Annotated in this window: 22 protein-coding genes; 6 read left to right on the top strand and 16 right to left on the bottom strand. The window is 73.6% G+C overall.

Going from position 1 to position 23,669, the window contains the following annotated elements; translation table 11 throughout:
- Nucleotides 1-106 precede the first annotated feature (106 nt).
- Nucleotides 107-256 (top strand): hypothetical protein, encoded by a 150-nt coding sequence (locus tag FU792_RS16630; protein WP_022924210.1) that lies wholly within the window; start codon nucleotides 107-109, stop codon nucleotides 254-256.
- Here FU792_RS16630 and paaE read toward each other — a convergent pair.
- From paaE to paaA, 5 genes are all read right to left on the bottom strand, one after another.
- Nucleotides 244-1,368: a 1,2-phenylacetyl-CoA epoxidase subunit PaaE gene (paaE, locus tag FU792_RS04185; RefSeq protein WP_022924211.1), complete on the bottom strand. Its 1,125-nt coding sequence runs from the start codon at nucleotides 1,366-1,368 to the stop codon at nucleotides 244-246. The genes FU792_RS16630 and paaE overlap by 13 nt on opposite strands.
- Before the next feature lie 73 nt (nucleotides 1,369-1,441).
- Nucleotides 1,442-2,011, bottom strand: a complete 570-nt coding sequence (paaD, locus tag FU792_RS04180; RefSeq protein ID WP_022924212.1) for a 1,2-phenylacetyl-CoA epoxidase subunit PaaD — start codon at nucleotides 2,009-2,011, stop codon at nucleotides 1,442-1,444.
- Entirely contained in the window at nucleotides 2,011-2,775 is a 765-nt protein-coding gene (paaC, locus tag FU792_RS04175; RefSeq protein WP_022924213.1) for a 1,2-phenylacetyl-CoA epoxidase subunit PaaC, read from the bottom strand. Before paaC ends, paaD begins: the two co-directional genes overlap by 1 nt.
- On the bottom strand, nucleotides 2,772-3,059 hold the full coding sequence (gene paaB / locus FU792_RS04170; protein ID WP_022924214.1) for a 1,2-phenylacetyl-CoA epoxidase subunit PaaB: 288 nt from the start codon (nucleotides 3,057-3,059) through the stop codon (nucleotides 2,772-2,774). The genes paaC and paaB overlap by 4 nt, the downstream gene beginning before the upstream one ends.
- On the bottom strand, nucleotides 3,056-4,084 hold the full coding sequence (gene paaA, locus FU792_RS04165; RefSeq protein ID WP_022924215.1) for a 1,2-phenylacetyl-CoA epoxidase subunit PaaA: 1,029 nt from the start codon (nucleotides 4,082-4,084) through the stop codon (nucleotides 3,056-3,058). Before paaA ends, paaB begins: the two co-directional genes overlap by 4 nt.
- A 95-nt stretch (nucleotides 4,085-4,179) precedes the next feature.
- On the opposite strand from paaA, the gene FU792_RS04160 reads away from it, so the two are divergent.
- From FU792_RS04160 to FU792_RS16625, 3 genes are all read left to right on the top strand, one after another.
- Nucleotides 4,180-4,746, top strand: coding sequence for a GNAT family N-acetyltransferase (locus FU792_RS04160; protein WP_022924216.1), 567 nt, complete (start codon nucleotides 4,180-4,182; stop codon nucleotides 4,744-4,746).
- A 35-nt stretch (nucleotides 4,747-4,781) separates the two neighbouring features.
- Nucleotides 4,782-5,960 carry a heparan-alpha-glucosaminide N-acetyltransferase domain-containing protein gene (locus FU792_RS04155; protein WP_022924217.1) on the top strand — a complete coding sequence of 393 codons (1,179 nt, stop codon included), beginning with the start codon at nucleotides 4,782-4,784 and terminating at the stop codon, nucleotides 5,958-5,960.
- Between the two features lie 118 nt (nucleotides 5,961-6,078).
- Complete coding sequence (locus tag FU792_RS16625; RefSeq protein ID WP_022924218.1) at nucleotides 6,079-6,234, top strand: hypothetical protein; 156 nt, start codon at nucleotides 6,079-6,081, stop codon at nucleotides 6,232-6,234.
- Nucleotides 6,235-6,334: 100 nt separating this feature from the next.
- Here FU792_RS16625 and FU792_RS04150 read toward each other — a convergent pair whose 3' ends face one another.
- Both FU792_RS04150 and rpsO read right to left on the bottom strand, forming a co-directional pair.
- On the bottom strand, nucleotides 6,335-8,881 hold the full coding sequence (locus FU792_RS04150) for a polyribonucleotide nucleotidyltransferase (RefSeq protein ID WP_022924219.1): 2,547 nt from the start codon (nucleotides 8,879-8,881) through the stop codon (nucleotides 6,335-6,337).
- Between the two features lie 148 nt (nucleotides 8,882-9,029).
- A complete protein-coding gene (gene rpsO, locus FU792_RS04145) occupies nucleotides 9,030-9,299 on the bottom strand; it encodes a 30S ribosomal protein S15 (RefSeq protein WP_022924220.1) in 270 nt (89 codons plus the stop codon).
- Between the two features lie 129 nt (nucleotides 9,300-9,428).
- Between rpsO and FU792_RS04140 the strand changes: the two genes are divergently transcribed.
- Together FU792_RS04140 and FU792_RS04135 are read left to right on the top strand one after the other, a co-directional pair.
- On the top strand, nucleotides 9,429-10,424 hold the full coding sequence (locus tag FU792_RS04140; protein WP_022924221.1) for a DNA topoisomerase IB: 996 nt from the start codon (nucleotides 9,429-9,431) through the stop codon (nucleotides 10,422-10,424).
- Complete coding sequence (locus FU792_RS04135) at nucleotides 10,421-11,155, top strand: PIG-L deacetylase family protein (RefSeq protein ID WP_022924222.1); 735 nt, start codon at nucleotides 10,421-10,423, stop codon at nucleotides 11,153-11,155. Before FU792_RS04140 ends, FU792_RS04135 begins: the two co-directional genes overlap by 4 nt.
- Before the next feature lie 320 nt (nucleotides 11,156-11,475).
- Here the strand turns inward: FU792_RS04135 and FU792_RS04130 are convergent, their stop codons facing one another.
- From FU792_RS04130 to FU792_RS04090, 9 genes are all read right to left on the bottom strand, one after another.
- The gene (locus tag FU792_RS04130) at nucleotides 11,476-12,435 is read right to left on the bottom strand and encodes a hypothetical protein (protein ID WP_149814563.1); all 960 of its coding nucleotides are present in this window, start codon (nucleotides 12,433-12,435) and stop codon (nucleotides 11,476-11,478) included.
- A gap of 179 nt (nucleotides 12,436-12,614) precedes the next feature.
- Nucleotides 12,615-13,451, bottom strand: coding sequence for an Fpg/Nei family DNA glycosylase (locus FU792_RS04125; protein ID WP_022924224.1), 837 nt, complete (start codon nucleotides 13,449-13,451; stop codon nucleotides 12,615-12,617).
- Between the two features lie 37 nt (nucleotides 13,452-13,488).
- The gene (gene ppc / locus FU792_RS04120; protein WP_022924225.1) at nucleotides 13,489-16,287 is read right to left on the bottom strand and encodes a phosphoenolpyruvate carboxylase; all 2,799 of its coding nucleotides are present in this window, start codon (nucleotides 16,285-16,287) and stop codon (nucleotides 13,489-13,491) included.
- Nucleotides 16,284-16,658 carry a GNAT family N-acetyltransferase gene (locus FU792_RS04115; protein WP_022924226.1) on the bottom strand — a complete coding sequence of 125 codons (375 nt, stop codon included), beginning with the start codon at nucleotides 16,656-16,658 and terminating at the stop codon, nucleotides 16,284-16,286. The genes ppc and FU792_RS04115 overlap by 4 nt, the downstream gene beginning before the upstream one ends.
- Nucleotides 16,655-18,733 carry a penicillin-binding protein 2 gene (mrdA, locus tag FU792_RS04110; RefSeq protein ID WP_237739993.1) on the bottom strand — a complete coding sequence of 693 codons (2,079 nt, stop codon included), beginning with the start codon at nucleotides 18,731-18,733 and terminating at the stop codon, nucleotides 16,655-16,657. Before mrdA ends, FU792_RS04115 begins: the two co-directional genes overlap by 4 nt.
- A complete protein-coding gene (gene mreD, locus FU792_RS04105) occupies nucleotides 18,730-19,215 on the bottom strand; it encodes a rod shape-determining protein MreD (RefSeq protein WP_022924228.1) in 486 nt (161 codons plus the stop codon). The genes mrdA and mreD overlap by 4 nt, the downstream gene beginning before the upstream one ends.
- Nucleotides 19,212-20,009: a rod shape-determining protein MreC gene (gene mreC, locus FU792_RS04100; RefSeq protein WP_022924229.1), complete on the bottom strand. Its 798-nt coding sequence runs from the start codon at nucleotides 20,007-20,009 to the stop codon at nucleotides 19,212-19,214. Before mreC ends, mreD begins: the two co-directional genes overlap by 4 nt.
- Nucleotides 20,009-21,064: a rod shape-determining protein gene (gene mreB, locus FU792_RS04095; RefSeq protein ID WP_022924230.1), complete on the bottom strand. Its 1,056-nt coding sequence runs from the start codon at nucleotides 21,062-21,064 to the stop codon at nucleotides 20,009-20,011. Before mreB ends, mreC begins: the two co-directional genes overlap by 1 nt.
- 19 nt (nucleotides 21,065-21,083) lie before the next feature.
- On the bottom strand, nucleotides 21,084-23,669 hold the full coding sequence (locus FU792_RS04090) for a CHAT domain-containing protein (RefSeq protein WP_022924231.1): 2,586 nt from the start codon (nucleotides 23,667-23,669) through the stop codon (nucleotides 21,084-21,086).

Genomic DNA, 23,669 nt, shown 5'->3' with positions numbered 1-23,669 from the left:
TCCTCCGCGTCCGGGGCGGCGACGTGGTCGAGTCGACGAACTCCACCGAGGTCCTCGCGCGTGCCGTGCTCGCCTGCGCCGACCGCCCCCGGACCTCCCCTGGCGCGTGCCCACGGTGCTCGACACGACGCGCCTCACGCACCTCGGTTTCACCCTGCCGACGGCCACGGACGCGCTGGAGCAGGAGGTCCGCTGGCTTCTCCACCAGCGAGGAGACTCCCCCGGCGCCGCGTCCTCCCCCGGTCAGGCGTCGTAGTCGATGGTGACCGTCTCGGTCACCGGGTGCGACTGGCACATGAGGCGGTAGCCGCGCTCGACCTCGTCCGGCTCCAGGGCGTAGTTGCGCTCCATCCGCACCTCGCCGTCGACGACCTTGGCCCGGCAGGTGCCGCAGACGCCGCCGGTGCAGGAGAAGGGGGCGTCCGGCCGCTCCCGCAGCGTCGCGGCGAGGATCGTCTCGGCCGTGGTCTGCATCGGCACGGTCGTGGTCCGACCGTCCAGGGTCACCGTGGCGACCGCCTCCGGCGGCGCGCCCGGGTCCACCGGTTCCGCAGGCGTCTGCTCCGTGACCGGGGCCCCGTCGCCGTCGACGTGGAAGATCTCGTGGTGCACGTGCTCGGAGTCCACACCACGCTCGGCGAGGATCTCCTGCACCGTCTCCACCATCCCGAACGGCCCGCAGAGGTACCACTCGTCGACCTGGTCCTCGGGGATGAAGGTGGCGAGCAGCTGCTCGACCTTCTCCCGGTCGATACGGCCGGTGAGCAGCTCGGCGTCCTGCGGCTCCCGGGAGAGCACGTTGAGCAGCGTGAACCGGCCGGGAAAGCGGTTCTTGAGGTCCATCAGCTCCTCGAGGAACATGACGGAGTCGGTGCGGCGGTTGCCGAAGACGAGGGTGACCCGGGAGTGCGGCTCCTCCTCCAGGGCCGTCGTCAGCAGCGAGAGCACGGGGGTGATCCCGGAGCCCGCGGCGATGCCGACGTGGTGCCGCGTCGCGGTCGGCTGCGTCGGGCAGGTGAACGACCCCATCGGGGTCATGACCTGCAGCGTGTCCCCCGCCTGCACCTGCTCGTTGAGCCAGGTCGACATGAGCCCGCCGGGCACGGTCGCGGTGGCGACCCGCAGCTCTCCCCGCTCCCGGGACTGCGCGCGCGAGATGCAGCAGGAGTAGGAGCGCCGGGCGTCCTCGCCGTCGATGGTGGCGCGCACGGTGAGGTGCTGCCCCGGCTCGAAGGTGAACTCCTCGCGCAGCTCCTCGGGGATCTCGAAGCTGATGGCGACCGCCTGGTCGGTCAGGCGGTCCACCCGGCGCACCGTGAGGTCGTGGAACCGTGCGCGACGGCGGGTCGGCTGCTGGATCAGGCTCAACGAATCACTCCTGTCGGGGGTCTGGGGCGCAGCCCCAGCTGCGGGGGGACCCGGGGGCGGAGCCCCCGGGCGATCAGATCGTCTTGAACTCGTCGAACGGCTCCCGGCACGTACGGCACCGCCGCAGCGCCTTGCAGGCGGTCGACCCGAAGCGGGCGACCTCCTCGGTGTCCTGCGATCCGCAGTGCGGGCAGGCGACCACCCGGATCTGCAGCCCGACGGGCACCGGGCCGGCCGCGTGCGCCCGGTCGCCGGTGGGCGGCGCGATCCCGAAGCGGCGCAGCTTGGTGCGCCCCTCCTCGCTCATCCAGTCGGTGGTCCACGCCGGCGAGAGCCGGGTCACGACGTCGACGGGTATGCCGTGCCGCTGCGCCGCCTCGCGCACGCCGTCCTCCATCGCGTGCATGGCGGGGCAACCGGAGTAGGTCGGGGTGATGGTCACCCGGAGCCCGGGGCTGCCGTTGACGTCGGCGGGCTCGACGTCGCGGATGACCCCGAGGTCGTCGATGGTGATGACCGGGATCTCGGGGTCGGCGACCCCGCGGATCGCCCGCTCGGCGTCCGCCAGCTCGGCGTCGGTCAGCCCGGCGCCGGGCAGCCCGGCACGGGCTGGCTCAGGGCGGTCTCCTGGTGCAGCCACCATCACCAGGTCGCCCCGGGATGGCTGCGGTGGATGTGCTGCATCTCGGCGAGCAGGTAGCCCATCTGCTCGGAGTGGATCCCGTCGCGACCGCCGCGGGCGTGCCAGCGGGGCGCGTCGGGCATGCTCAGCGTGGCCCGCTCCAGCACCTGCCCGACGTGCTCGTTGACGGCCTCGGTCAAGGTCGACGGAAGCACGCCGATCCCCTGCTCGGCGGCCCAGCGCGCGGCGTCGTGGTCCTCGCCCAGTTCGGCGACGTAGGGGTGGACGGCGACGAGCCCCTGCTGCATCCGCTCGTGGCTCTCCGCCGTGCCGTCGCCGAGGCGCAGCACCCACTGCGTCGCGTGGTCGCGGTGGTAGTCGACCTCCTTGACCGCCTTCGCGGCGATGGCGGCCAGCGTCTCGTCGGCGGAGTCGAGCAGGCGGGCATACAGCTCGCACTGGTAGGCGGAGAACCACAGCATCCGCGCCATCTCGTGCGCGAAGTCGCCGCGCGGCTGCTCGACGAGCTGCACGTTGCGGAACTCGCGCTCGTCGCGCAGCATCGCGAGGTCGTCCTCGTCCCGCACCGGGTCGGCCCCCTCCACCTCCCCGGCGCGGGTCAGCAGCGCGCGGGCCTGCCCGACGAGGTCGAGCCCGACGTTGCCGAGGGCCATGTCCTCCTCGATCTGCGGGGCGTGGGTGAGCCACTCCCCGAGCCGCTGGGCATAGATGAGGGCGTCGTCGCCGAACCCGAGGAGGTAGTCGACGTGGTGCTGCTCGCTCACAGGTACTCCACGTCCTCCGGCACGTCGTAGAACGTGGGGTGCCGGTAGACCTTGTCGGCGGCCGGGTCGAAGAAGCTGTCGCGCTCGTCCGGGCTGGAGGCGGTGATGTCGCTGGAGGCGACGACCCAGATCGACACACCCTCCTGCCGCCGGGTGTAGAGGTCCCGCGCGTTGCGCAGCGCCATCTCCCGGTCGGGGGCGTGCAACGACCCGGCGTGCACGTGCGACAGCCCACGCTTGGCCCGCACGAAGACCTCCCACAGCGGCCAGCCGGCGGTGGTCATGCGACCTCCTGCGCGGCCTGCTTGTCGGCATACGCCGCCGCGGCCTCACGCACCCACGCGCCGTCCTCGTGCGCCTGGACGCGGGTGCTGATCCGCTGCTCGTTGCACGGGCCGTCGCCCTTGAGCACGCGCCAGAACTCGTCCCAGTCGATGTCGCCGAAGTCCCAGTGCCCGCGCTCCTCGTTCCACCGCAGGTCCGGGTCGGGCAGGGTCAGGCCGAGCTTCTGCGCCTGCGGGACGGTCATGTCGATGAACTTCTGCCGCAGGTCGTCGTTGGAGAACCGCTTGATCCCCCAGGCCATGCTCTGGGCGGTATGCCCGTTGCTGGCCGCCTCGCCGGAGTCCGGCGGGCCGAACATCATCAGCGCCGGCCACCACCACCGGTCGGCGGCGTCCTGCGCCATCGCCTGCTGCTCCTCGGTGCCACGGGCGAGCGTCCAGAGGATCTCGAAGCCCTGCCGCTGGTGGAAGGACTCCTCCTTGCACACGCGGATCATCGCGCGGGCGTAGGGGCCGTAGGAGCAGCGGCACAGCGGCACCTGGTTCATGATCGCGGCGCCGTCGACGAGCCAGCCGATCGCGCCCACGTCGGCCCAGGTCAGCGTGGGGTAGTTGAAGATCGAAGAGTACTTCTGCTTGCCCTGGTGCAGCTTGTCGAGCAGCTCGGAACGATCCACCCCGAGGGTCTCCGCGGCGGAGTAGAGGTAAAGCCCGTGCCCGGCCTCGTCCTGGACCTTGGCCATGAGGATCGCCTTGCGGCGCAGGCTGGGCGCCCGGCTGATCCAGTTGCCCTCCGGCTGCATGCCGATGATCTCGGAGTGCGCGTGCTGCGCCATCTGCCGGATCAGGGTGGTGCGATAGGCCTCCGGCATGGCGTCGCGCGGCTCGACCCGCTGGTCGTCCTCGACCAGCCCGTCGAAGTAGGCGGCGAGCGCCTCGGTGTAGTCCTCCGTCTCCGCCGCATTGAGCGGCGAGGGCTTCGCCTGGGTGTCGGTGCCTGGCTGGCCGAAGTCGTTGCCGTACATGACCCCAGTGTGCCAGAGATCCCTGACTTTGTATAACGCGCGTCACGTCATTCGACGGTCGCGGTGTAACAAACCGCGGGTGCGAGACTGGGACGATGAGCCATCCGCACGAGCAGGCCCCCGCCGCCGACGCCAGCGTCCGCACCGCGCGCCCCAACGACGCGCCCGCGGTGGGGCTCGTGCAGGCCTTCGTCTGGCAGCAGGAGTATGCCGACGTGCTCGACCCCGAGGTCCTGGAGGCGCTGACCGGCCCACGGTTCGCCTCGGCATGGCGCCAGTCGCTGGAGCACCCGCCCTCCCCGCGGCACCGCCTGCTGGTCGCGTGCGCCGGACCGCAGGTCACCGGCTACGTCGCGGTCGGTCCGGCGGAGGAGGAGCCAGGTCTGCCCGAGGGCACCTCGGCGCTGCTCCTCGACGGTGGCGTCCACCCCGAGGCGCGCCGCGCCGGCCACGGCTCCCGCCTGCTCAACGCTGCGGTCGACACCCTGCGAGCCGCCCAGGACGGGCTCGAGGCGGTGGCCACCTGGGTGCTGGCCGAGGCCGAGGTCACGCGGGGCTTCCTCCAGGCCGCCGGCTTCGAGCCGGACGGCGCGTGGCGTGACCGGGTGGTGGCCGACGACGGGCGGACCGTCCGCGAGGTCCGCCTGGTGGCGTGGCCGTGACGCCGCCCACGGGCACCTGAGGCGAGGGTCCTGACGTGGCCGGCCGGTTGGTGGGGGTGGATCTGGCGCGCACGCTCGCGCTGCTGGGGATGTTCGCCGCCCACCTGGTCGAGCAGGAGGGGCCCGGGCCCGGTGGGGTGAGCTGGGTGTTCCAGACCGTCGCGGGTCGCTCCTCCGCGCTCTTCGCCGTCCTGGCCGGGGTGAGCCTCGTCCTGGCCTCGCCCCGGACCGAGGTGCTGGCCGATCCGCGCCTCCACCGCCGCCGGGTCCTGGTCCGCGCCGCGCTCGTCGGCGGCCTGGGGCTGCTGCTGGGACTGCCCAGCTCCGGGATCGCGGTGATCCTCACGTACTACGGCCTGCTCTTCTGCTGCGCCCTGCCGGTGCTCTCCTGGCGGGCGGCACCATTGGCCTGGCTGGCACTCGCCTGGGGGCTCCTCAGCCCGGTGCTCAGCCTGACCTTGCGCTCGGCGCTGCCCGAGCCCACGCTGGCCGTGCCGTCCCTGGCCACGCTGCTCACGGGGCCGCTCCAGCTCCTCGGCGAGCTGCTCGTCACCGGCTACTACCCGGTCCTCACCTGGGCGACCTACCTCTTCGCCGGGATGGCGGTGGGCCGCGTCCTGCACGACCGCGGCCCCGGCACTCGGGTCACCCGACCCCTCGTCCTCGCCTCCGGGGCGACCGCGGTGCTCGCCCTCGGCGTCTCGAGGCTGGTCACACGCAGCGAGGAGGTGCGCACCTCGCTGCTGGCCACGGTCGGGCTCGGCCCAGGCGACTGGGCAGTGCTCGACCACCAGCGGCGCACCGGCTTCTACGGCACCCACCCCGAGGGCAGTCCCTGGTGGCTCGGCGTCTGGGCGAGGCACAGCGGCAGCGTCGTGGACCTCGTGCACACGACCGCAGCGGCGACGTTCGTGCTCGGGTGCTGCCTCATCCTGGTCCGCGTGTTCTCCGTCCTGCCCTGGGCCCTGCTCGCGGGAGCCGGTCGCGCCACCCTCAGCCTCTACTCGGCACACGTCGTGCTGCTGGCCACACCCCTGGGCGACGCCGGCCCCTGGGCGCCGGACACCTCGACCGGTCTGCTGGCGCACAGCCTCCTCGCGCTGGTGGTGGGCGCCATGCTGGTGGCCGTCGGTCGACGCGGCCCGTTGGAGGCGGTCGTCAGCGCCGTCGTGCGCTCCGTGGGCACCACAGCCGCCACCCCCGCCACATCCTGAACGTGACGACGACGCGCGTTCACCTTCTGTTCACTTCTCGGTGAACTCTGGGGTATGCTCGGTGAACAGCAGATGAACGATTCGAGCCGAGACTCATCTCTCGGAGGAGGTGGACCCCATGGCGACCGTTCGCTCCCTGCGGACCGACACCACGCGCGCGACCCGGGCCCTCACGTGGGTCCCGGTCACCGACACCACCGGCCGCACCCGGATGGAGATGCGCTGGCACGTCGACGCCCCCGCACCCAGGATCCGGCGCAAGGCGCTGGCCTGAGCAGCCGGACGACGACACACGCGCAGGAAGGGCGGGCCCGATCGGGCCCGCCCTTCCTCACGTCATGCCTGCGGCAGCGTCGTGCCGCGCCTCAGGTCGATCAGACCTCGGAGCCGGAGCCGTCCGACTCGGCGGAGTCCGAGGCGGCGCCGGTGCCACCACCGTTGCCGCCACGACCACGGCCGCCCCGACGGCGGCGCTGACGACGCGGACGCTCGCCGCCCTCGCCCTCGGCGTCGCTCCCGGAGGCGTCGCTCCCGGAGGCGTCACCGCCGTCGGCGTCGCCGCCGTCGGCGTCACCGCTGGTGGCCGGCTCGGTCACCTCGGGCGCCTCGGCGTCGTCCGCACGGCTGGGCTCCCCGGCGTCACCGGCGGGCTGCCCCTGCTCCGGGGCCGGGGTCTGGCCCTCGCCCGACGCGCCCTGCTCCTGCGCGACGACCGCCGCGAGCGAGAGCTTGCCGCGGGGGTCGATCTCCTTGAGCTCGACCTGGACCTTCTGGCCCACGCCCAGCACGTCCTCGACCGCGTCGATGCGCTGGCCACCGACGAGCTTGCGGATCTCGGAGATGTGCAGCAGCCCGTCCTTGCCCGGCAGCAGCGACACGAACGCCCCGAAGGTCGTGGTCTTGACCACGGTCCCGAGGAAGCGCTCGCCGACCTCCGGCATCTGCGGGTTGGCGATCGCGTTGATCGCCGCCCGCGCGGCCTCGGCCGAGGGGCCGTCGGTCGCGCCGATGTAGACGGTGCCGTCGTCCTCGATCGAGATGTCGGCGCCGGTGTCCTCCTGGATCTGGTTGATCATCTTGCCCTTCGGGCCGATGACCTCGCCGATCTTGTCGGTGGGCACGCGCACCGAGATCACCCGCGGGGCGTAGGGGCTCATCTCGTCCGGGGCGTCGATCGCCTCGTTCATGACGTCCAGGATGTGCAGACGCGCGTCGCGGGCCTGGGTCAGGGCGCCGGCGAGCACGTCGGCGGGGATGCCGTCGAGCTTGGTGTCCAGCTGGATCGCGGTGACGAACTCCTTGGTGCCGGCGACCTTGAAGTCCATGTCGCCGAAGGCGTCCTCGGCGCCGAGGATGTCGGTCAGCGCGGCATACTTCGTCTCGGACGTCCCGGCGTCGTTCTTGATCTCCGCCGAGACCAGTCCCATCGCGATGCCCGCCACCGGCGCGCGCAGCGGCACACCAGCGTTGAGCAGCGACATCGTGGACGCGCAGACCGAGCCCATCGAGGTCGAGCCGTTGGAGCCGAGCGCCTCGGACACCTGGCGGATCGCGTAGGGGAACTCTTCGCGCGCCGGCAGCACCGGCATGAGGGCCCGCTCGGCGAGCGCGCCGTGGCCGATCTCGCGCCGCTTGGGCGAGCCGACGCGACCGGTCTCACCGGTCGAGTAGGGCGGGAAGTTGTAGTTGTGCATGTAGCGCTTGCGGGACACCGGGGAGAGGGTGTCCAGCTGCTGCTCCATGCGCAGCATGTTGAGCGTGGTCACGCCCATGATCTGGGTCTCGCCGCGCTCGAAGATCGCCGAGCCGTGCGCCCGCGGGATGACCTCGACCTCGGCGGACAGGGCACGGATGTCCTTGAGCCCGCGACCGTCGATACGGACCTCGTCGCGCAGGATGCGCTCACGGATGAGCTTCTTCTGCACGGCGCGGTAGGCCGCGGACAGCTCCTTCTCGCGACCGGCGAAGGCGGCGCCCGACCCGTCGTCGTCGCCGGCCAGCCGGGTCATCATGGCGGCCTTGATTTCGTCGACGCGGTCGTCGCGCTCGGCCTTGCCGGCGATCTGCAGCGCCGTGGCGAGGTCACCGCTGGTGGCTTCCTCGACGGCGGAGTAGGCGTCGTCCTCGTAGTCGAGGAAGCGCGGGAACTCCTGGACCTCCTTGGCGGACTCCTGGGCGAGCTGGGCCTGAGCGTCGCAGAGGGCCTTGATGAACTTCTTGGACTCCTCGAGGCCCTGAGCCACGACCTCCTCGGTCGGGGCCTGCTTGCCCTCGGACTTCACCAGGTCCCAGGTCGCCTCGGTGGACTCGGCCTCGACCATCATGATGGCCACGTCGTCACCGTCGACGACCCGCCCGGCGACGACCATGTCGAAGGTCGAGCGCTCGGCGTCGGAGAAGTTCGGGAAGGCCACCCACTGCCCGTCGATGAGGGAGATCCGCGTCGCGCCGATCGGGCCGCTGAAGGGCAGGCCCGAGATCTGGGTGGACGCGGAGGCCGCGTTGATCGCGAGCACGTCGTACTGGTGCTCGGGGTTGAGGGACAGCACGGTGATGACGACCTGGACCTCGTTGCGCAGCCCCTTGGCGAAGGTCGGGCGCAGCGGGCGGTCGATCAGCCGGCAGGTGAGGATCGCGTCCGTGGACGGGCGACCCTCACGGCGGAAGAAGCTGCCCGGGATCTTGCCGAGGGCATACATCTTCTCCTCGACGTCCACCGTCAGCGGGAAGAAGTCGAAGTGGTCCTTGGGGTGCTTGCCGGCCGTGGTGGTCGACAGCAGCATGGTGTCGTCGTCGAGGTAGGCGGTGACGGAGCCGCCGGCCTGCTTGGCCAGGCGCCCGGTCTCGAACCGGACGGTGCGGATGCCGAAGGAGCCGTTGTCGATGGCGGCTTCGGCGAAGGTGATCTCTGGACCCTCCATGGGCCCTCCTTTTCTGCTCAACTCTGCTCACGGCGCGGGGCATCATCGTTGTGCCCGGCCGGTCCTGCTGGTGAGGGACGCGCGTCGGCCCCCCACCTCATACGCGAAGGAGCGGTCCCCGTGACGGGAACCGCTCCCAGGCGAAGTCTCAGCGGCGCAGGCCGAGTCGCTTGATCAGCGACCGGTAGCGCTCGATGTCGATCTCCTCGAGGTAGCGCAGCAGCCGCTTGCGCTTGCCGACCAGCAGCAGCAGGCCGCGGCGGCTGTGGTGGTCGTGCTTGTGCTCGCGGGAGTGCTCGGTGAGCTCCTTGATGCGGGCGGTCAGCAGCGCGACCTGGACCTCAGGGGACCCGGTGTCGCCCTCGGTCGTGGCGTATTCCTTGATGATGTCCTGCTTGGCGGCAGTGTCGATCGCCATGGGCGACTCCTTCGTGTTGTTGCGCGGCGCCAACCCGGGCCTGTTCACCGGGGCACTCTCGAATCCGCGGCCGTCATGACGGCACCGTTCAGGTTATCAGTGGGGCGGGATCGGCCCTAATCTGCGCGTATGCCCCGGTTGCGCACCGTCTCCCCCAGCTCGCCCGGCTGGACCCGCCGACGTTCCGGGCGTGGGTTCACCTACCTGGACGCCAAGGGCGAGCGGCTGCCGGACGAGGAGGTCGAGCGGGTCAAGGCGCTGGCCATCCCGCCGGCCTGGCAGGACGTCTGGATCTGCCCGCACCCGCAGGGGCACCTCCAGGCGGTCGGCACCGACGACGCCGGACGGCGGCAGTACCTCTACCACCCGGCCTGGCGGGAGAAGCGGGACCGGATGAAGTTCGACCGGGTGCTCGCGGCGGCGGCCGAGCTGCCCGCGGCGCGACGTCGGGTGGCCCGTGACCTGGCGCAGGAGGGTATGCCCGCCGAGCGCGCCGAGGCGGTCGCCGTGCGGCTGCTGGACCTGGGCTACTTCCGCATCGGCAGCGACGTCTACACCGACGCGCACGGCAGCTTCGGCCTCACCACGCTGGAGCGCCGGCACGTCCGCGCCCGGGGTGACGTGCTGGTCTTCCGCTTCGTGGGCAAGTCCGGCGTCGAGCACACGGTCGAGATCGACGATGCCGACGTCATCGCGGCGCTGGACCGGATGCGGCGGCGCCGGTCCGGGCAGCGGCTGCTGGCCTACCAGGACGGGCGCCGCTGGATCGACCTCGACGCCGCCGCGGTCAACCTCTACCTCGACGAGCTGCTCGGGGGCGAGCTGACCGCCAAGGACTTCCGGACCTGGCACGCGACGGTGCTGGCGGCGACCTCGCTGGCGCTCTCGGAGGAGGCGGGCGACACCCAGGCCTCGCGGAAGAGAGCGGTGAAGGCCGCTGTGGACGAGGTGGCGGCATACCTCGGCAACACCCCGACCGTCGCGCGCTCGTCCTACATCGACCCGCGCGTCATCGACCTCTACGAGAGCGGCACGACGATCGCCGAGGTGGCGCGGCGGCGGCACCGCTCACCGGCGGCCCGGACGCGTGACCTGGAGAAGGCCGTGCTAGAGATGCTGGCATGAGCCTGGAGACCTTCCCCACGGACTGGCAGCGGGCGCTGTGCATTGCCGCCCACCCCGACGACCTGGAGTACGGCACGGCCGCGGCGGTGGCCCGGTGGACCGCCGAGGGCAAGGAGGTCACCTACCTGCTCGTCACGCGCGGGGAGGCCGGCATCGCCACGATGCCGCCGGAGGAGGCCGGCCCGGTCCGCGAGCAGGAGGAGCGGGACGGCGCCCGCGAGGTGGGCGTCGTGGACGTGCGCTTCCTCGACGGCTTCTCCGACGGGGTGCTGGAGGCCGGCCTGCGGCTGCGGCGCGAGCTCGCCCGGGTGATCCGGGAGGTGCGGCCCGAGGTGGTGACCACCATCACGCACGCCGAGACCTTCCCGGGCGGTGGGCTCAACCAGGCCGACCACCGCGTCGTCGGCCTGAGCGTCATCGACGCCGTGCCCGCGGCGGGCAACCGGTGGATCTTCCCCGAGCTGGTCACCGAGGGCCACGAGCCGTGGGACGGGGTGCGCTGGATCGCGTCCTCGGCCGGGCATACCCCCACGCACGAGGTCGACGTCACCGACACCTTCGAGCGCGGCGTCGCCTCGCTGGAGGCGCACCGGCAGTACCTCGCCGCGCTGGACGACGACTACCCCTCCCCGCGCGAGCTGCTCGGCATGATCCTGGGCAGCACCGACGGCGCCGGCGACAGCGCCGGCCCCACCCGGTATGCCTGGCGCGCCCAGGTCTGGCCGCGCTGAGCCACCCCCGCCGGGCGCCACCGTGCCCCCGCGGCCGCCCACTCCGGCCCGCACCCGCCCATCGCCGACCTGAGCAGATAAACGTGCCCGACGCACAGGTTGCAACCCCTGCCTGGGCCAGATTTCTCTGCTCAGCAGGGACACAGCCACCCCCACCCGACCTGAGCAGAGAAACGTGCCCGACGCACGCGCTGCAACCCCTGCCTGGGCCAGCCTTCTCTGCTCAGGCGGGACCGGAAGCACCAGCGGCCCTGGCGAGACCGGAAGCACCGGCGGCCCCGGCGGGACCGGAAGCACCGGCGGCCCCGGCGCACCAGCGCTCAGGCCGGTCGGCGGAGGGACGCCCGCGCGAGGGCCTGCCGGATCTTGGCCCGCACGAGCCCCGGCGTGGCCAGGTCTGCCCAGGTGAGTCGCACGACCTCGTAGCCCAGCTCCCGCAGCCGGTCCTCGCGCACCTTCTCAGCCATGAGCACGTCCCGGTCGTCGTACTTCACCCGGCCGTCGAACTCCAGCAGGACGTTCGTGCCCTTGATCCGGAAGTCCGACCGCGCCACCAGCCAGCCGGCGGGGTCGTAGATCTCGACCTGGCACTCGACCTCGAGGTCGAGCAGGTGCAGCAGCCAGGCCGTGCGTGACTCCCCGGCGCTCTCCCGGCTGCCGTCGGCCAGGTCGGCCACCAGGCACGCTGCAGGCCGGTCACGCCGCAGGCACGACAGGTCGACCAGGGAGCGGAGCTCCTCCGGGGTCGCGGCGCCGACCCGCAGGGCCGAGTCGGCGGCGACCAGCCCGCACTCGGCGCCGTGCACGACGGCCTCCTGGAGGCTGGCGAGCGCGGGCCGGACCACGGGTATACCGTCCTGGTCGGTGACCTGTCCCGGCGGCACCGGCGCGTGCACCCACAGGCCTCCCGAGCGGTGGCCACGGCCGCAGCCCACGCGGCTCCCGTGGACCTCGTCGTCGAGACCGTGCACGTCCAGGTCCTGAACCACCAGCCCGCTGCGGTGGCTGAGTGCGACCTGCCCAGGTTCGGTGCCCAGCGACGTCAGCGAACCCGCGACCGCGAGCGCGCGCAGGCGATGACGCTCCCGCGGGGGCGACGCCTCCCATACCCGCCGGTCGACGAGGACCTCCCGGCGCAGGCGGAGGAGCACCCCCGCGGCGACCTGGCTCCGGATGACCGTGTCGGACACACCGGCACGGTGCAGGTGGGCCGTCGTGAGCCCGTGCGGGTGCACCTCCAGCAGCCGACCCACCCGCGGGTCCATCGCGTCGCCCCTCATGGGACCAGCCTGCCGCGCCGCGACGACTCAGCGCCGGACTTGTCCACAGGTGCAGTATCCGCAGGTGGACCTGAGCAGAGGAAGGCACGTAGACCGGAGCCTGAGCAGAGAAGGGTGTGCCACGCGGGGGTTGCAGCGCCTGCCTCGGGCACATCTCTCTGCTCAGGCGGGAGGGGACCTCAGGTGCGGCGCTGGCAGTTGCCGCACCAGAAGAGGTTGCGGCCGGCGACGACCTTGTGCCGGATGCTCGCGCCGCAGCGCAGGCACGGCTGACCGGTGCGCTTGTAGACGGCGAACTCGCGGGGCACGTCGGGCAGCTCGCCGCGCTCCAGGGCCGCCTCGGTGTCCGCAGCCACGTCGTCGAGGGTGATGATCGTGCCGGTCCGCACCCCCAGCGGCATAAGCCGCACGAGGTCCTCCCAGATGAGCTGCCAGGATGCCGGCTTGAGCGAGCGGCCGGGCTTGAGCGGGTGCAACCGGTGCCGCCACAGCACCTCGCAGCGATAGATGTTGCCCACCCCGGCGAGCACCGTCTGGACCATGAGCAGCTCGGCGACGGTCTTGCCCGAGCGGCGGATCTTCCGGTATGCCTCGTCCGGGTCGTTCAGCCCGCCCACCGGCTGCAGCGGGTCCGGCCCCTGCCGCCGCACCAGCCGGTCCACCTCCGCCTCGTCCACGAGCTCGCAGGCCATCGGGCCGCGCAGGTCGGCGACCCGGGTGTCCGAGAGCAGCCGCAGCCGCACCTGCCCGGTCGCGGGCGGCTCGCTGCCTGGCGGCTCCACCGGCAGCACGAACCACTTGCCGATGAGCCCGAGGTGGACGTAGAGGCTGCGCCCCTGCGCGAAGTCGACGAAGAGCAGCTTGCCGTGGGCCCACGACCCGTCCACGACCTGCCCGTCCAGGACGGCGGCCTCCTGCGCGAAGCGGCCCTGCGGGCTGCTGACCTGCGGCGTCGTGCCACCGTAGGCGGAGTCGAGGGCGCGGGCGAGCCGGTGCAGCGTGTGTCCCTCGGGCATGACCCGATGCTCTCACGCAGCGCCGGCACCGGCCCTCTCAGCCGGTGTTGCGCAGACCTGCCGCCACCCCGTTGACGGTCACGAGCAGCGCACGCTGCAGCTCGTCGACCTCGTCGTCGCCGGGTCCGGCCGCCCCCTCGTCGGCCGAGGCCGTGTCGTCCGGCCGCTCGCGCAGCCGGCGCAGCAGCTCCACCTGCAGGTAGGAGATCGGGTCGAGGTAGTTGTCCCGGACGGCCAGCGTGCGCTTGAGCACCGGCTGGTCGTCGAGCAGGTCATCCTCCCCCGTCAGCGCCTTGAGCTCGGTGACGGTGAGCTCGAACTCCTCGCGGATGGCCGCGAAGACGTGCCGCAGCTCCTCCGGCACGAGGGTGTCGACGTAGTGCGCCGCGATGCCGAGGTCGGTCTTGGCGACGGTCATCTCGACGTTGGAGATCACCGAGCGGAAGAAGTGCCAGTGCTCCAGCATCTCGTGCAGCGTCTCGCCGTGCCCGGCCTCGCGCGCCGCCCGCAGCCCGGAGCCGACGCCGAACCACCCCGGGACGATCTGCCGGGTCTGGGTCCAGCCGAAGACCCACGGGATCGCCCGCAGCCCGTCCAGGCCCTTGCCGGTGTCCGGCCGCTTGCTCGGGCGGGAGCCGATGTTGAGCGCGCCCAGCTGGTCGACCGGCGTCGCCGCGACGAAGTAGGCCGGCAGGTCCTCGTCGTCGATGAGGCTGCGGTAGGCCGCGAAGGCGGCGTCGCTGGCCACGTCCATGACCGCGCCGTAGCGCTCCCGCTCCTCGGCGGTGGTCCGTGGGTCGCGGTGCAGCGCGGAGGCGCGCAGGACCGCGGCGAGAGACAGCTCCAGGTTCTCCTGCGCGAGGGCCGGCAGCGAGTACTTGTCGGAGATGACCTCACCCTGCTCGGTGAACTTGATGTCGCCCTCCAGCACCCCGTTGGGCTGGGCGAGGATGGCGTCGTAGGTCGGGCCGCCGCCGCGGCCGACCGAGCCGCCGCGACCGTGGAAGAGCCGCAGCCGCACGCCGTGCTTCGCCGCGACGTCGCGCAGCGCCCGCTGCGCCTGGTGGATGCCCCACTGGCTGGTGAGCACGCCCGCCTGCTTGTTGGAGTCGGAGTAGCCGAGCATGACCTCCTGGACGTCCCCGCGCAGCCGCACCAGCTCGCGGTATGCCGGGGTGGACAGCATCGAGTCGACCAGCGCCGCGGCACCGCGGAGCTCGTCGATCGTCTCCAGCAGCGGCGCGAAGCCGATGAGCGCGAAGGCGCCCTCGCCCCCGGCGTCGCCGTGCAGGTCGACGAGCCCGGCCTCCCGCGCGAGCACGGCCGCCGCCAACACGTCGTCTGGTCCCTGCGTCATCGAGATGATGTAGGTCTCGACGACGTCCTCACCGTAGGTCGCGACCGCCTGCCGGATCTCGTCGAAGACGGCCAGCGTCTTCTCCCGGGGTGCCGCCCGGGTGAGCAGCGGGCGGCGCGAGCCGAGCTCGGCGCCGAGCAGCTCCAGCCGCTCCTCGCGGTCCAGCGCGTCGTAGCCCGCCTCTCCCGCAGCCCCGGCGGCGTCCAGCATCGGCGCCAGCGTCTCGTGGTGCTTCTCGGAGTGCTCGCGCACGTCGAGCGTCGCCAGGTGCAGGCCGGTGGAGGCGATGGTCTGAGTCGCGTGCGCCAGCCGCCCGTCGGCGACCAGCTCCCCGCCGTGCCGGCGCAGCGAGTCGGCGACCACCTGCAGGTCGGCGACGACCTCGTCCACCGAGGCGTAGTCGCGTCCCTCCTCGTGCGGCGTGCCCGCGTCGAAGCGACGGCGCGTGTTGAGCAGCTTGGCCCGTACGCAGGTCAGCTTGAGCCGGTAGGGCTCCTGGGCGTTCAGCTCAAGCACCCGCTTGTCGAGGCCGGGCAGGTGCGCGAGGTCCTCGCGCACCGACGCCAGGAGCTCCTCCTCGACGTCGACGACCAGGGTGGAGGAGGAGACCTGCGAGATCAGCACATCGACCAGCGCGAGCGCGACCTTCATGGCATGCGTGCCCTGCAGCGTGAGCACCTCGCGGGTGACCGCCGGCGTGACGTAGGGGTTGCCGTCCCGGTCCCCGCCGATCCAGCTGCCGAAGCGCAGCGGCGAGCGGGAGGCATCCATGCGGACGCCCTGCTCGGCGAGCAGGTCGGACAGGTGCCCGAGCAGGTTCGGCATCGTCGTGGTGAGCACCTCGTCGAGGTAGTACATCGCGTTGCGCGCCTCGTCGAGCGGGGTCGGGCGATTCTGCCGCAGCTCGTCGGTCTGCCAGATCAGGTCGACCAGCTCGCCCAGCTCGCGGTCCTGGCGCCGCCGCGCGAGGGTCTCCGGCTCGGTGGTCGTCGCGAGCAGGTCGGACAGGTGCCGGATCTTGGTCAGCACGCTGCGCCGCGACGCCTCGGTCGGGTGCGCGGTGAAGACCGGCCGCATGTCCAGCTCGGCGACGCTGCTGGCCAGCAACTCGGGGCCGCCGTGCTCGACGACGTCCCGGACCGCGGAGGTCAACCAGCCCTCGTCCTCGCTGCGGGCCGCGTGGGTGCGCACCCGGTGCACCTGCTCGGCGGCGTTCGCCAGGTGGAAGTATGCCGAGAACGCCCGGACGAGGTCGGTCGCCTGGTCCAGCGGGAGGCCGGAGAGGACCCGGCGGACGTCGGCGGCGGCCTGCTCGTCCCCCTCCTTGCTGGCCTTGGCGGCGAGCCGCACCTCCTCCACGGCGTCGAGGAGCTCTTGCCCGTGGTGCCGCACGAGCGACTGCCCGAGCAGGGTGGAGACCCGTCGGACGTCGGCACGGAGCTCGGGGCTGATGGGGTCGGTGGACGTCGGCTCGCTCACGCGTCGACCCTACGGCAACCAGGGTCGGCCTCCGAACCCCTCAGGGCTCCGCGACGTCCTCGGCGAGCGGCAGCTCCCACCACCTCGGGCACCAGGTAGACGCTGGTCTCCGCGGTCCGGGCGTAGGCGCGCCGGGGCCGGTAGGTGCCGGCGTAGGCATACCCGAGGAGCTCACCGTCCCGCTCGGCGACCAGCCACGCGTGCCGGTCCTGCGCGGCAGCGATGCGGCCGGCGAGGGCGACGTCGTCCGGCGGGTCGGTCTCGAAGGTGACCGCGGTGTCCCGGACGTAGGGCGCGTAGATCGCCGCGCAGCCCGCCGCGTCGGCGCCGGTGGCGTCACGGATCGTGACGGGGTCCGGTGTCGTCGTCATCGTCCCTCCTGCTCGCGCAACGTCTCCCAGATGGCCCGCGCGGCCGGTGCCGCGACGTCGGACCCGATGCCGCCCTGCTCGACCATGACGAGCACGACGTACTCCGGGTCCTCGACCGGGCCGTAGGACGCGAACCACGAGGTCGCGTCCTGCCCGAAGGACTCGGCCGACCCGGTCTTGCCGGCCAGCGGGTATGCCTCCTGCGGCCAGCCGGCGAAGGCGGCGGCGCCGGTGCCGTCGGTGACGACCGCCTCGAGGCCCGAGCGCAGGATCTGCCAGGTCTCGTCCTCCAGCGACACACTGCCCTGGTCGGGCCGCTCCAGCTCCTCGACCACGGTGCCGTCGACGTGCACCAGAGCGTCGGCCAGCTGCGGGGTCACGAGCCGGCCGCCGTTGGCGACGGCGGCGTAGACGACGGCCATCTGCAGCGGGGTGGTCGCGACGTCGCCCTGCCCGATGGAGAAGTTGGCCGCGTCCCCCGGCCGCCACTGGCCCCCGTCGACGCAGTTCTCCTCCGCCAGCTGCTCGAGGAACTCCCGACGGTCCTCGTCCTCGACCTCCGGGTAGCCCTCCTCGGCACGCGCGCAGGTGTCCTCCCGGGTGGTCTCCCAGTAGTCCTGCTTCCACGCCCGCGACGGCAGCGTGCCCGCGACCTCGCCGGGCAGGTCGACCCCGGTGCGCTGCCCGAGCCCGAACCCACGGGCCACCGCGAGGAAGCGGTCCCGGGCGTCGGCCTCCGCGCCGCCGCCCAGGCCGCCGAGCTGGCGCCAGTGGTCGTAGGCCCACCGGTAGAACGTCGTGTCGCAGGAGACCTCGAGGATGCGCGGCAGGTCGATCTCGCCGTAGGCCTCCGACTCGTAGTTGGTGAACCGCTGCCCGGCGATGGTCACGGCGCCCGGGCAGGCATACTCCCCCTCGGGGTCGATGCCGGTCTGCAGCGCTGCGGGCAGCGTGACGACCTTGAAGGTGGACGCGGGCGGGAAGGTCTCCGCGACGAGCCGGTTGACCAGGGGCGCCCCCCGGTCGGGATCGAGAAGCCGGTCGTACTCCCGCGCGCTCACGCCGCGCGTCCACAGGCCGGGGTCGTAGGTGGGGAAGCTGGCCGCGGCCACCACGGCGCCGGTGTCCGGGCGGAGCACGACCGCGGCGCCGCTGGTCGCGGGCGCACCCGCCCGACGGGCGGCCCGGACCGCCTCGACCAGGGCGGTCTCGCTCGCCGCCTGGACCTCCACGTCGAGGTGGGTCCGCAGGTCCGCCCCCTGCACGGGGTCGGTCCGCTCGAGGGTGCCGGTGACCACGCCCCGCGGGTCGACGGTCACCGTGGTCCGGCCGGCCGTCCCGCGCACCCCCGCGTCGTAGACCGCCTCGAGTCCGGCGCGCCCCACCCAGGCCTCGGGGTCGAGCGCCCCGTCCGCCGCCTCGACCTCGGCCGCGGTCACCCGACCGAGGTAGCCCGTCAGGTGCGCCGCGTTGATCCCCTCCGGTGCCGGGTAGTCCCGGACGGGGATGCTGTCGACCCTGACCCCGGGGTAGTCCTCGGGCCGCTCGAGCAGGGCGAGGGCGTCGACCGGGTCGACATCGTCGACGATCGGGACCGGCTGGTAGGGCGACCCGCTGAAGCACGCGGGCACGGGCGGCGCACCCTCGGTGCCGCACACCCGGGTGCGGCCCCACAGCTCCTCCTCCGGCAGCCGGAGGGCGGCGGCGACCGAGGCGATCAGCGCCCGGCCCTCGTCCTCGGCCTCCAGCAGGACCTGCGGGTCGACGGTGACGACGGACGAGGCGGTGTTGGTCACGACGGGGGTGCCGTCCGCCGCCAGCACGCGGCCGCGCAGGGCGGGGGTGACCACCTCACGGGTGCTCACCTCCGCGGCCTGCGTCGCGAGCTGCTCGTGCCGGGTCAGCTGCACCTGGCCGAGGCGCCCGAGGAGGACCCCGCCGAGCAGGAGCACCACGACGACGGCGGCCCACAGCGGGCGCGTCGAGCGACGGCGCCGGACGCGGGGCGGGGTCACCGTCGGCCGGGGCACCCGCACCGGGGCGGGTCGACCCCGGCGCGGAGGCGACGGGCTCATGCCCACCCCCGTGCCGTCATCCACCGCTCGAGCGACATGAGCACGGGCAGGGCGAGCACCGCGACGAGCATGGTGACCACCCACGACCAGACGAGCTCACCGGGCAGCGCCCTCCCGAGACCGGCAGCCGCGCCGACGCCACGCACCCCGAGCACGAGGGCCGCGGCGAGCGCGGTGGCCGCCCACGGCAGGAGCGGGGAGATCACGAGCGCCCGCCGGACCCATCCCAGGCCGAGACCCACGGCGGCATAGCCGAGCGCGCTCGCCCCCAGCGGCTCGCCGCCCGGAGGGACGAGGTCGACGAGCCAGCCCCCCACCAGCCCGACGAGCAGACCCACCTGCGGGCGGTGCAGCAGTGCGGCAGCGGCCACGACGAGCAGGACGAGGTCGGGCCGCGCCAGTCCGGCGGGCCACGCGCTCGGCAGCAGCACCGCGAGCACCAGCAGCAGGGCGCGCACCGTCGGTCCGAGGACGCGGATCATCCGTCCGCCACCGTCACGACGGCGACGAGGTCCAGGGTGTCGGTGTCCACGTGCGGCCGGACCACGGCGGTCCGGCCGAGCTGTCCCCGGTCGGGGTCGACGTCGGTCACCGTGCCGAGCGGTATGCCTGCGACGTAGGGGATGTCGTCCGGACTCCCGAGGGTGGTCACCTCGTCCCCGACGGCGATCTCGCTGTCCCCGAGCGCGGTGAGCGTCAGCTCACCGTGGCCCCGCGGGGGCAGCTCGGGCGGGGTGCCCGCCTGGACGTCGCCCAGCGCGCCCTCGTCGCCGAAGCGCACCCCGACGACGACCTGCGCGTCGCCGAGCAGCAGCACGTCGGCGCTGCGGGGGGCCACCCGCAGGACCCGACCCACGAGCCCGTCGACGCTCACGACGGTCTGGTCCGGCGCGAGGCCGTCCTCGCGGCCGACGTCGACGGTGACGGTCCGTGACCCGACCGGGGAGCTGCCGGAGGCGAAGGCGACCACCCGCGCGGGCAGCAGCTGGCGGTCCACCGCGGCCACCGTGCTCGAGCGCGCCAGCGCGTCCAGCTCGACGACGTCGCGCTCCCGTGCCTCCAGCCGGTCCACCTGCGCCGCCAGCTCGTTGCGCTCCTCGCTCAGCCGGGCCAGCTCCCCGTCGTCCCACCCGGCGAGCACCCGTTGCGCGGGGGCCGCCGCGACGGCCACCGCCTCGCGGACGGGGTCGGCGAGTCCCGGGCGGGCGAGGTCGACCACGATCGCCGCGGCGGTCGCCCCCGCCAGCAGCACCGAGACCAGGGTGAGCCGACGCATCAGGCCGGCGTCGCGGCCCGACGCGTCAGGACCTGTCGGAGCGCGCCCATGTCGTCGACGCAGGCCCCGGCCCCGCGGATGACCGCGCGCTGCGGGTCCTCGGCCAGCCGCACCGGCACCCCGAGCTCGTGCCGCAGCCGCTCGGCCCAGCCCCGGAGCAGCGCCCCACCCCCGGTGAGCGTGACCCCCGTGTCCAGGAGATCCCCGGACAGCTCGGGCGGGCACACGTCGAGCACCGAGCGCACCACCTCGACGACCTGGGCGGTGACCGGCTCGATCATCCGCCGCACCTCCTCGCTCCCGAGCTCGATCGTCCGCGGCAGCCCGGTGCCGAGGTCACGTCCCCGCACCCGGGTCGTCAGCCTCTCGGCGACCGGCCAGACCGATCCCACCGCGTGCGTGATGTGCTGCGCCGACCGCTCCCCGAGGAGCAGGTCGTGCTCGCGGCGGACCCCCTCGGCCAAGGCCTCGTCCACCTCGTTGCCCCCGACCCGGAGGCTGCGCGCGTTCACCACCCCACCGAGGCTGATGACGGCCGCGTCGGTCGTCCCACCACCGAGGTCGACGACCATGGTGGCCGCAGCGCCCTCGATCGGGAGCCCGGCACCGACGGCCGCGGCCATGGCCTCCTCCAGGGCGTAGACCCGGCGCGCCCCGCACCGCATCGCGGCGTCCTCGAGGGCGCGGCGCTCGACGGCGGTGATCCCACCGGGCAGGCACACGACGGTCCGTGGCCGCACCAGCCGGGTGGGACGCACCCGCTCCAGGAAGTGCCGCAGCAGCTGCTCGGCGAGGTCGCCGTCGCTGATGACGCCGTCGGCGAGCGGTCGCAGCGTGAGCACGTGCTGCGGCGTGCGCCCGAGCATCTCGTGGGCGCTGCTGCCGGCGGCGACGAGCCGACCGGTGCCGGTGTCCACGGCGACCAGGGTCGGCTCGTCGAGGACGACGCCCCGACCCTGCACGTGCACCTGCGTCGTGGCGGTCCCGAGGTCGACGGCGAGGTCCCGCCCGAGCAGCGAGGACCCTCGCGCCCGCCGTCCTGCCTCGATGCTCACCCCGGCATCGTACGCAGCGTCACCCGGGCGTCGGCGCGGCGCTCCAGGGCGCGCCCCAGGCCACGAAGGCACCCGCGAGCGGGTGGGCCCGCTGCGCCGAGCGGCTCAGCGCCTCGTCCGCGGGTAGGCCCGCCACGAGCAGCCGGTGGTAGTCCGGAAAGTGCTCGGCGGCGACCTGGTCGGGAACCCTGCAGGGGGCGGCGACGACGCTGGTGACGCCCAGCCACAGCAGGCCGGCCGCCAGGCCCAGGGCTGCCGACCCGCCGCGGTGGCGGGACCGGCCCGAGTCGCAGGCCGAGAGCACCACGTGGCTGGCCCGGCGGTCCTCGCGCTCCAGGTCGGCGAGGAAGTAGGGCCCGTCGGCGAGCCACAGCGAGGAGAAGAGCGGGCTGTCGTCGCGGTGCCGCCCGTGGGCGGCGACGTGGACGAGGTCGGCCCCGCCCAGCGCCGCGGCGAGGTCCGGCGCGGCGGCATCGCCCACCGGCGTGGCCCGGGTCGGTCCCCACGCCTGTGCCACCCGCGCGACCTCGTCCCGGGCCCGAGCCAGCTCCGGCCCGGAGAGGGCCACCACGGTGGGGGCCGGGACGGCGAGCTCCTGTCGGGCCCAGGCGGTGAGGCTCGGCGCCACCGGGGTGGGTTGGCCGGACCGGCTCGGGAGCATGCCCCAGGGCACCGCGGCCAGGCTCGGTGTGGGCACCACGAGGACGCGTCCGTCCAGCAGCAACGGCGCGAGCGTGGCGTCGTCGAGGATCCGCGCGGAGCGGCGCAGCGACCGGTGGAGCAGCTCCTCCATCGGCCACCCGTGGGACCGTGCGCCGGTCTCCAGGTCCGCCGCCAGTCGTTGCGCCAGCTCGCGCACCGGAGCGACCGGCCCCAGCTCGACCGTGCGCATCCTGCCCTGTGCCAGGACCTCGGCCACCAGGGTGCCGGACGCCTCCACGAGGTAGACGAGCGAGGTGTCCCGCTCCCGCAGCCGGCCCAGCGCCCGGCCCAGCTGCTGGCGCGTGACGACCTCACGCCCGGCCGTGCCACCGGGTGCCGACCACGACAGGGCGGCCACCGAGCGCTCCAGCTCCCGCAACCGGGGTCGGAGCCGGTGGGCCCGGTCGAGGTCGTCCCGGACCTGCTGGCGCAGGTGGCGCAGCACCGTCGTGCGCCTGGCCAGCTCCGGGTCGGCAGGAGGCCGGACGGCGGGCGACCGGCTGGCCGCCTCGCGCCAGCGCTCGACGGCCAGCAGCCGGTCCCGGGAGCTGTCGGGGGCCACCGACAGATCCAGCGCCGCGAGCCCCTGGGCGTAGTGATGGGTCGCCGCGCGCAGCTCCAGGCTGGAGCTGCCGGCCACGGTCCGCGTCAGGTCGGTCAGCGCCGCCCGCAGGTGGCGACGGGCGGTGACGGCGTCGTCAGCCGCCCGCGCGGCAGCGGCGAGCACCCCTCGGGCCCGCAGCCGCATGCTGAGCGACCCGGCGTGGGTGAGGTCTGCGGTGGCCCGCAGCAGCTGCACGGCCTCGGCGGACCGGTCCCGGTCCACCTCGGTCTCGGCGACGACCAGGCGGGCGAGGTCGGCCGCGACGTGGTCACCGTCGCGGTCGAAGGCCTCGACGAGGGCCAGACCGCGGCGCGCCACCTCCGTGAGCCGTCGTCCACGCCGACGACGGGCGTCCAGGAGCACCAGCTCGGCCCGCCGACGCACCCCTGGGGCGCGGCCCTGCAGGGAGCGGCGTGCCCCCGCCGCGGTGCGGGCCGCTGCCGCCTGGTCGCCGTCGATCAGCTCGGCGACGGCCAGGTCGACCTGCACCTCGCCGACGACGAGGCGTTGTCCGGTCCGCACGGCCTCCGCGACCGCGCGCTGCAGCAGCTCCCGGGCCTCGGTGACGAGCCCGGCGTCCAGGAGCGTGCGCGCCCGCCCGTGCAGGGCCACCGCGAGCGAGGCCTCGCCGCCCAGTCGCTCGATGTCGCGGAAGAGCCGGAGCGCCCGTGGCAGGTCGCCCTGCAGCGAGACGGCCTGCGCGAGGTTGTGCCGGGCCATGAACTCCTCGATCGCGAACCCGTGGTCGTGAGCGATCTGGGCCGCGGCCACGAAGTCGGCCTCGGCCTCCCCGGGGTCGTGGCCGTCGGTGCGGGCTGCCCCGCGGGAGAGCAGCAGATGGAAGCGGTCCCTGGGTCCGAGCCGGTCGACGAAGCACAGGGCACGGTCGAGCTGGTTCAACGCGGCGTCGGCGTGGCCGGTGCGGCCGTGGATCATCGCGAGCTGCAGCTGGCACTTGGTCATGAGGAGCATCTGCTCCTCCTCGCCGAGCAGCGGTCCCTGGGCCAGGTGGAGGGCGCTGGTCGCGACCTCGAGCGCGGGGCTCGCCCCGTGCCGTTGCACGAGCGAGGTGCTCAACGACAGCAGCACCCGGACGCGCGCCTCCACCACTCCTGCGTCGCCACCCCGCACCGAGCCGATGCCGGGCACCGTCTCGTCGGCGTGCCGGTCCAACGAGCGCAAGGCCCGGCGGAGCAGCCGCTCGCCCTCGGCCGGCCGCCCCGCGAGGTTGGCCTGCCGACCGGCGTCGAAGAGCGAGGCCGCCGTGGGCGACGCCCGTGCCGGAGCCCGACGGCCCAC

The sequence above is a fragment of the Serinicoccus marinus DSM 15273 genome (assembly GCF_008386315.1).
Taxonomy (GTDB): Bacteria; Actinomycetota; Actinomycetes; order Actinomycetales; family Dermatophilaceae; genus Ornithinicoccus; species Ornithinicoccus marinus.
This window is presented reverse-complemented; position numbering and strand designations above follow the sequence as displayed.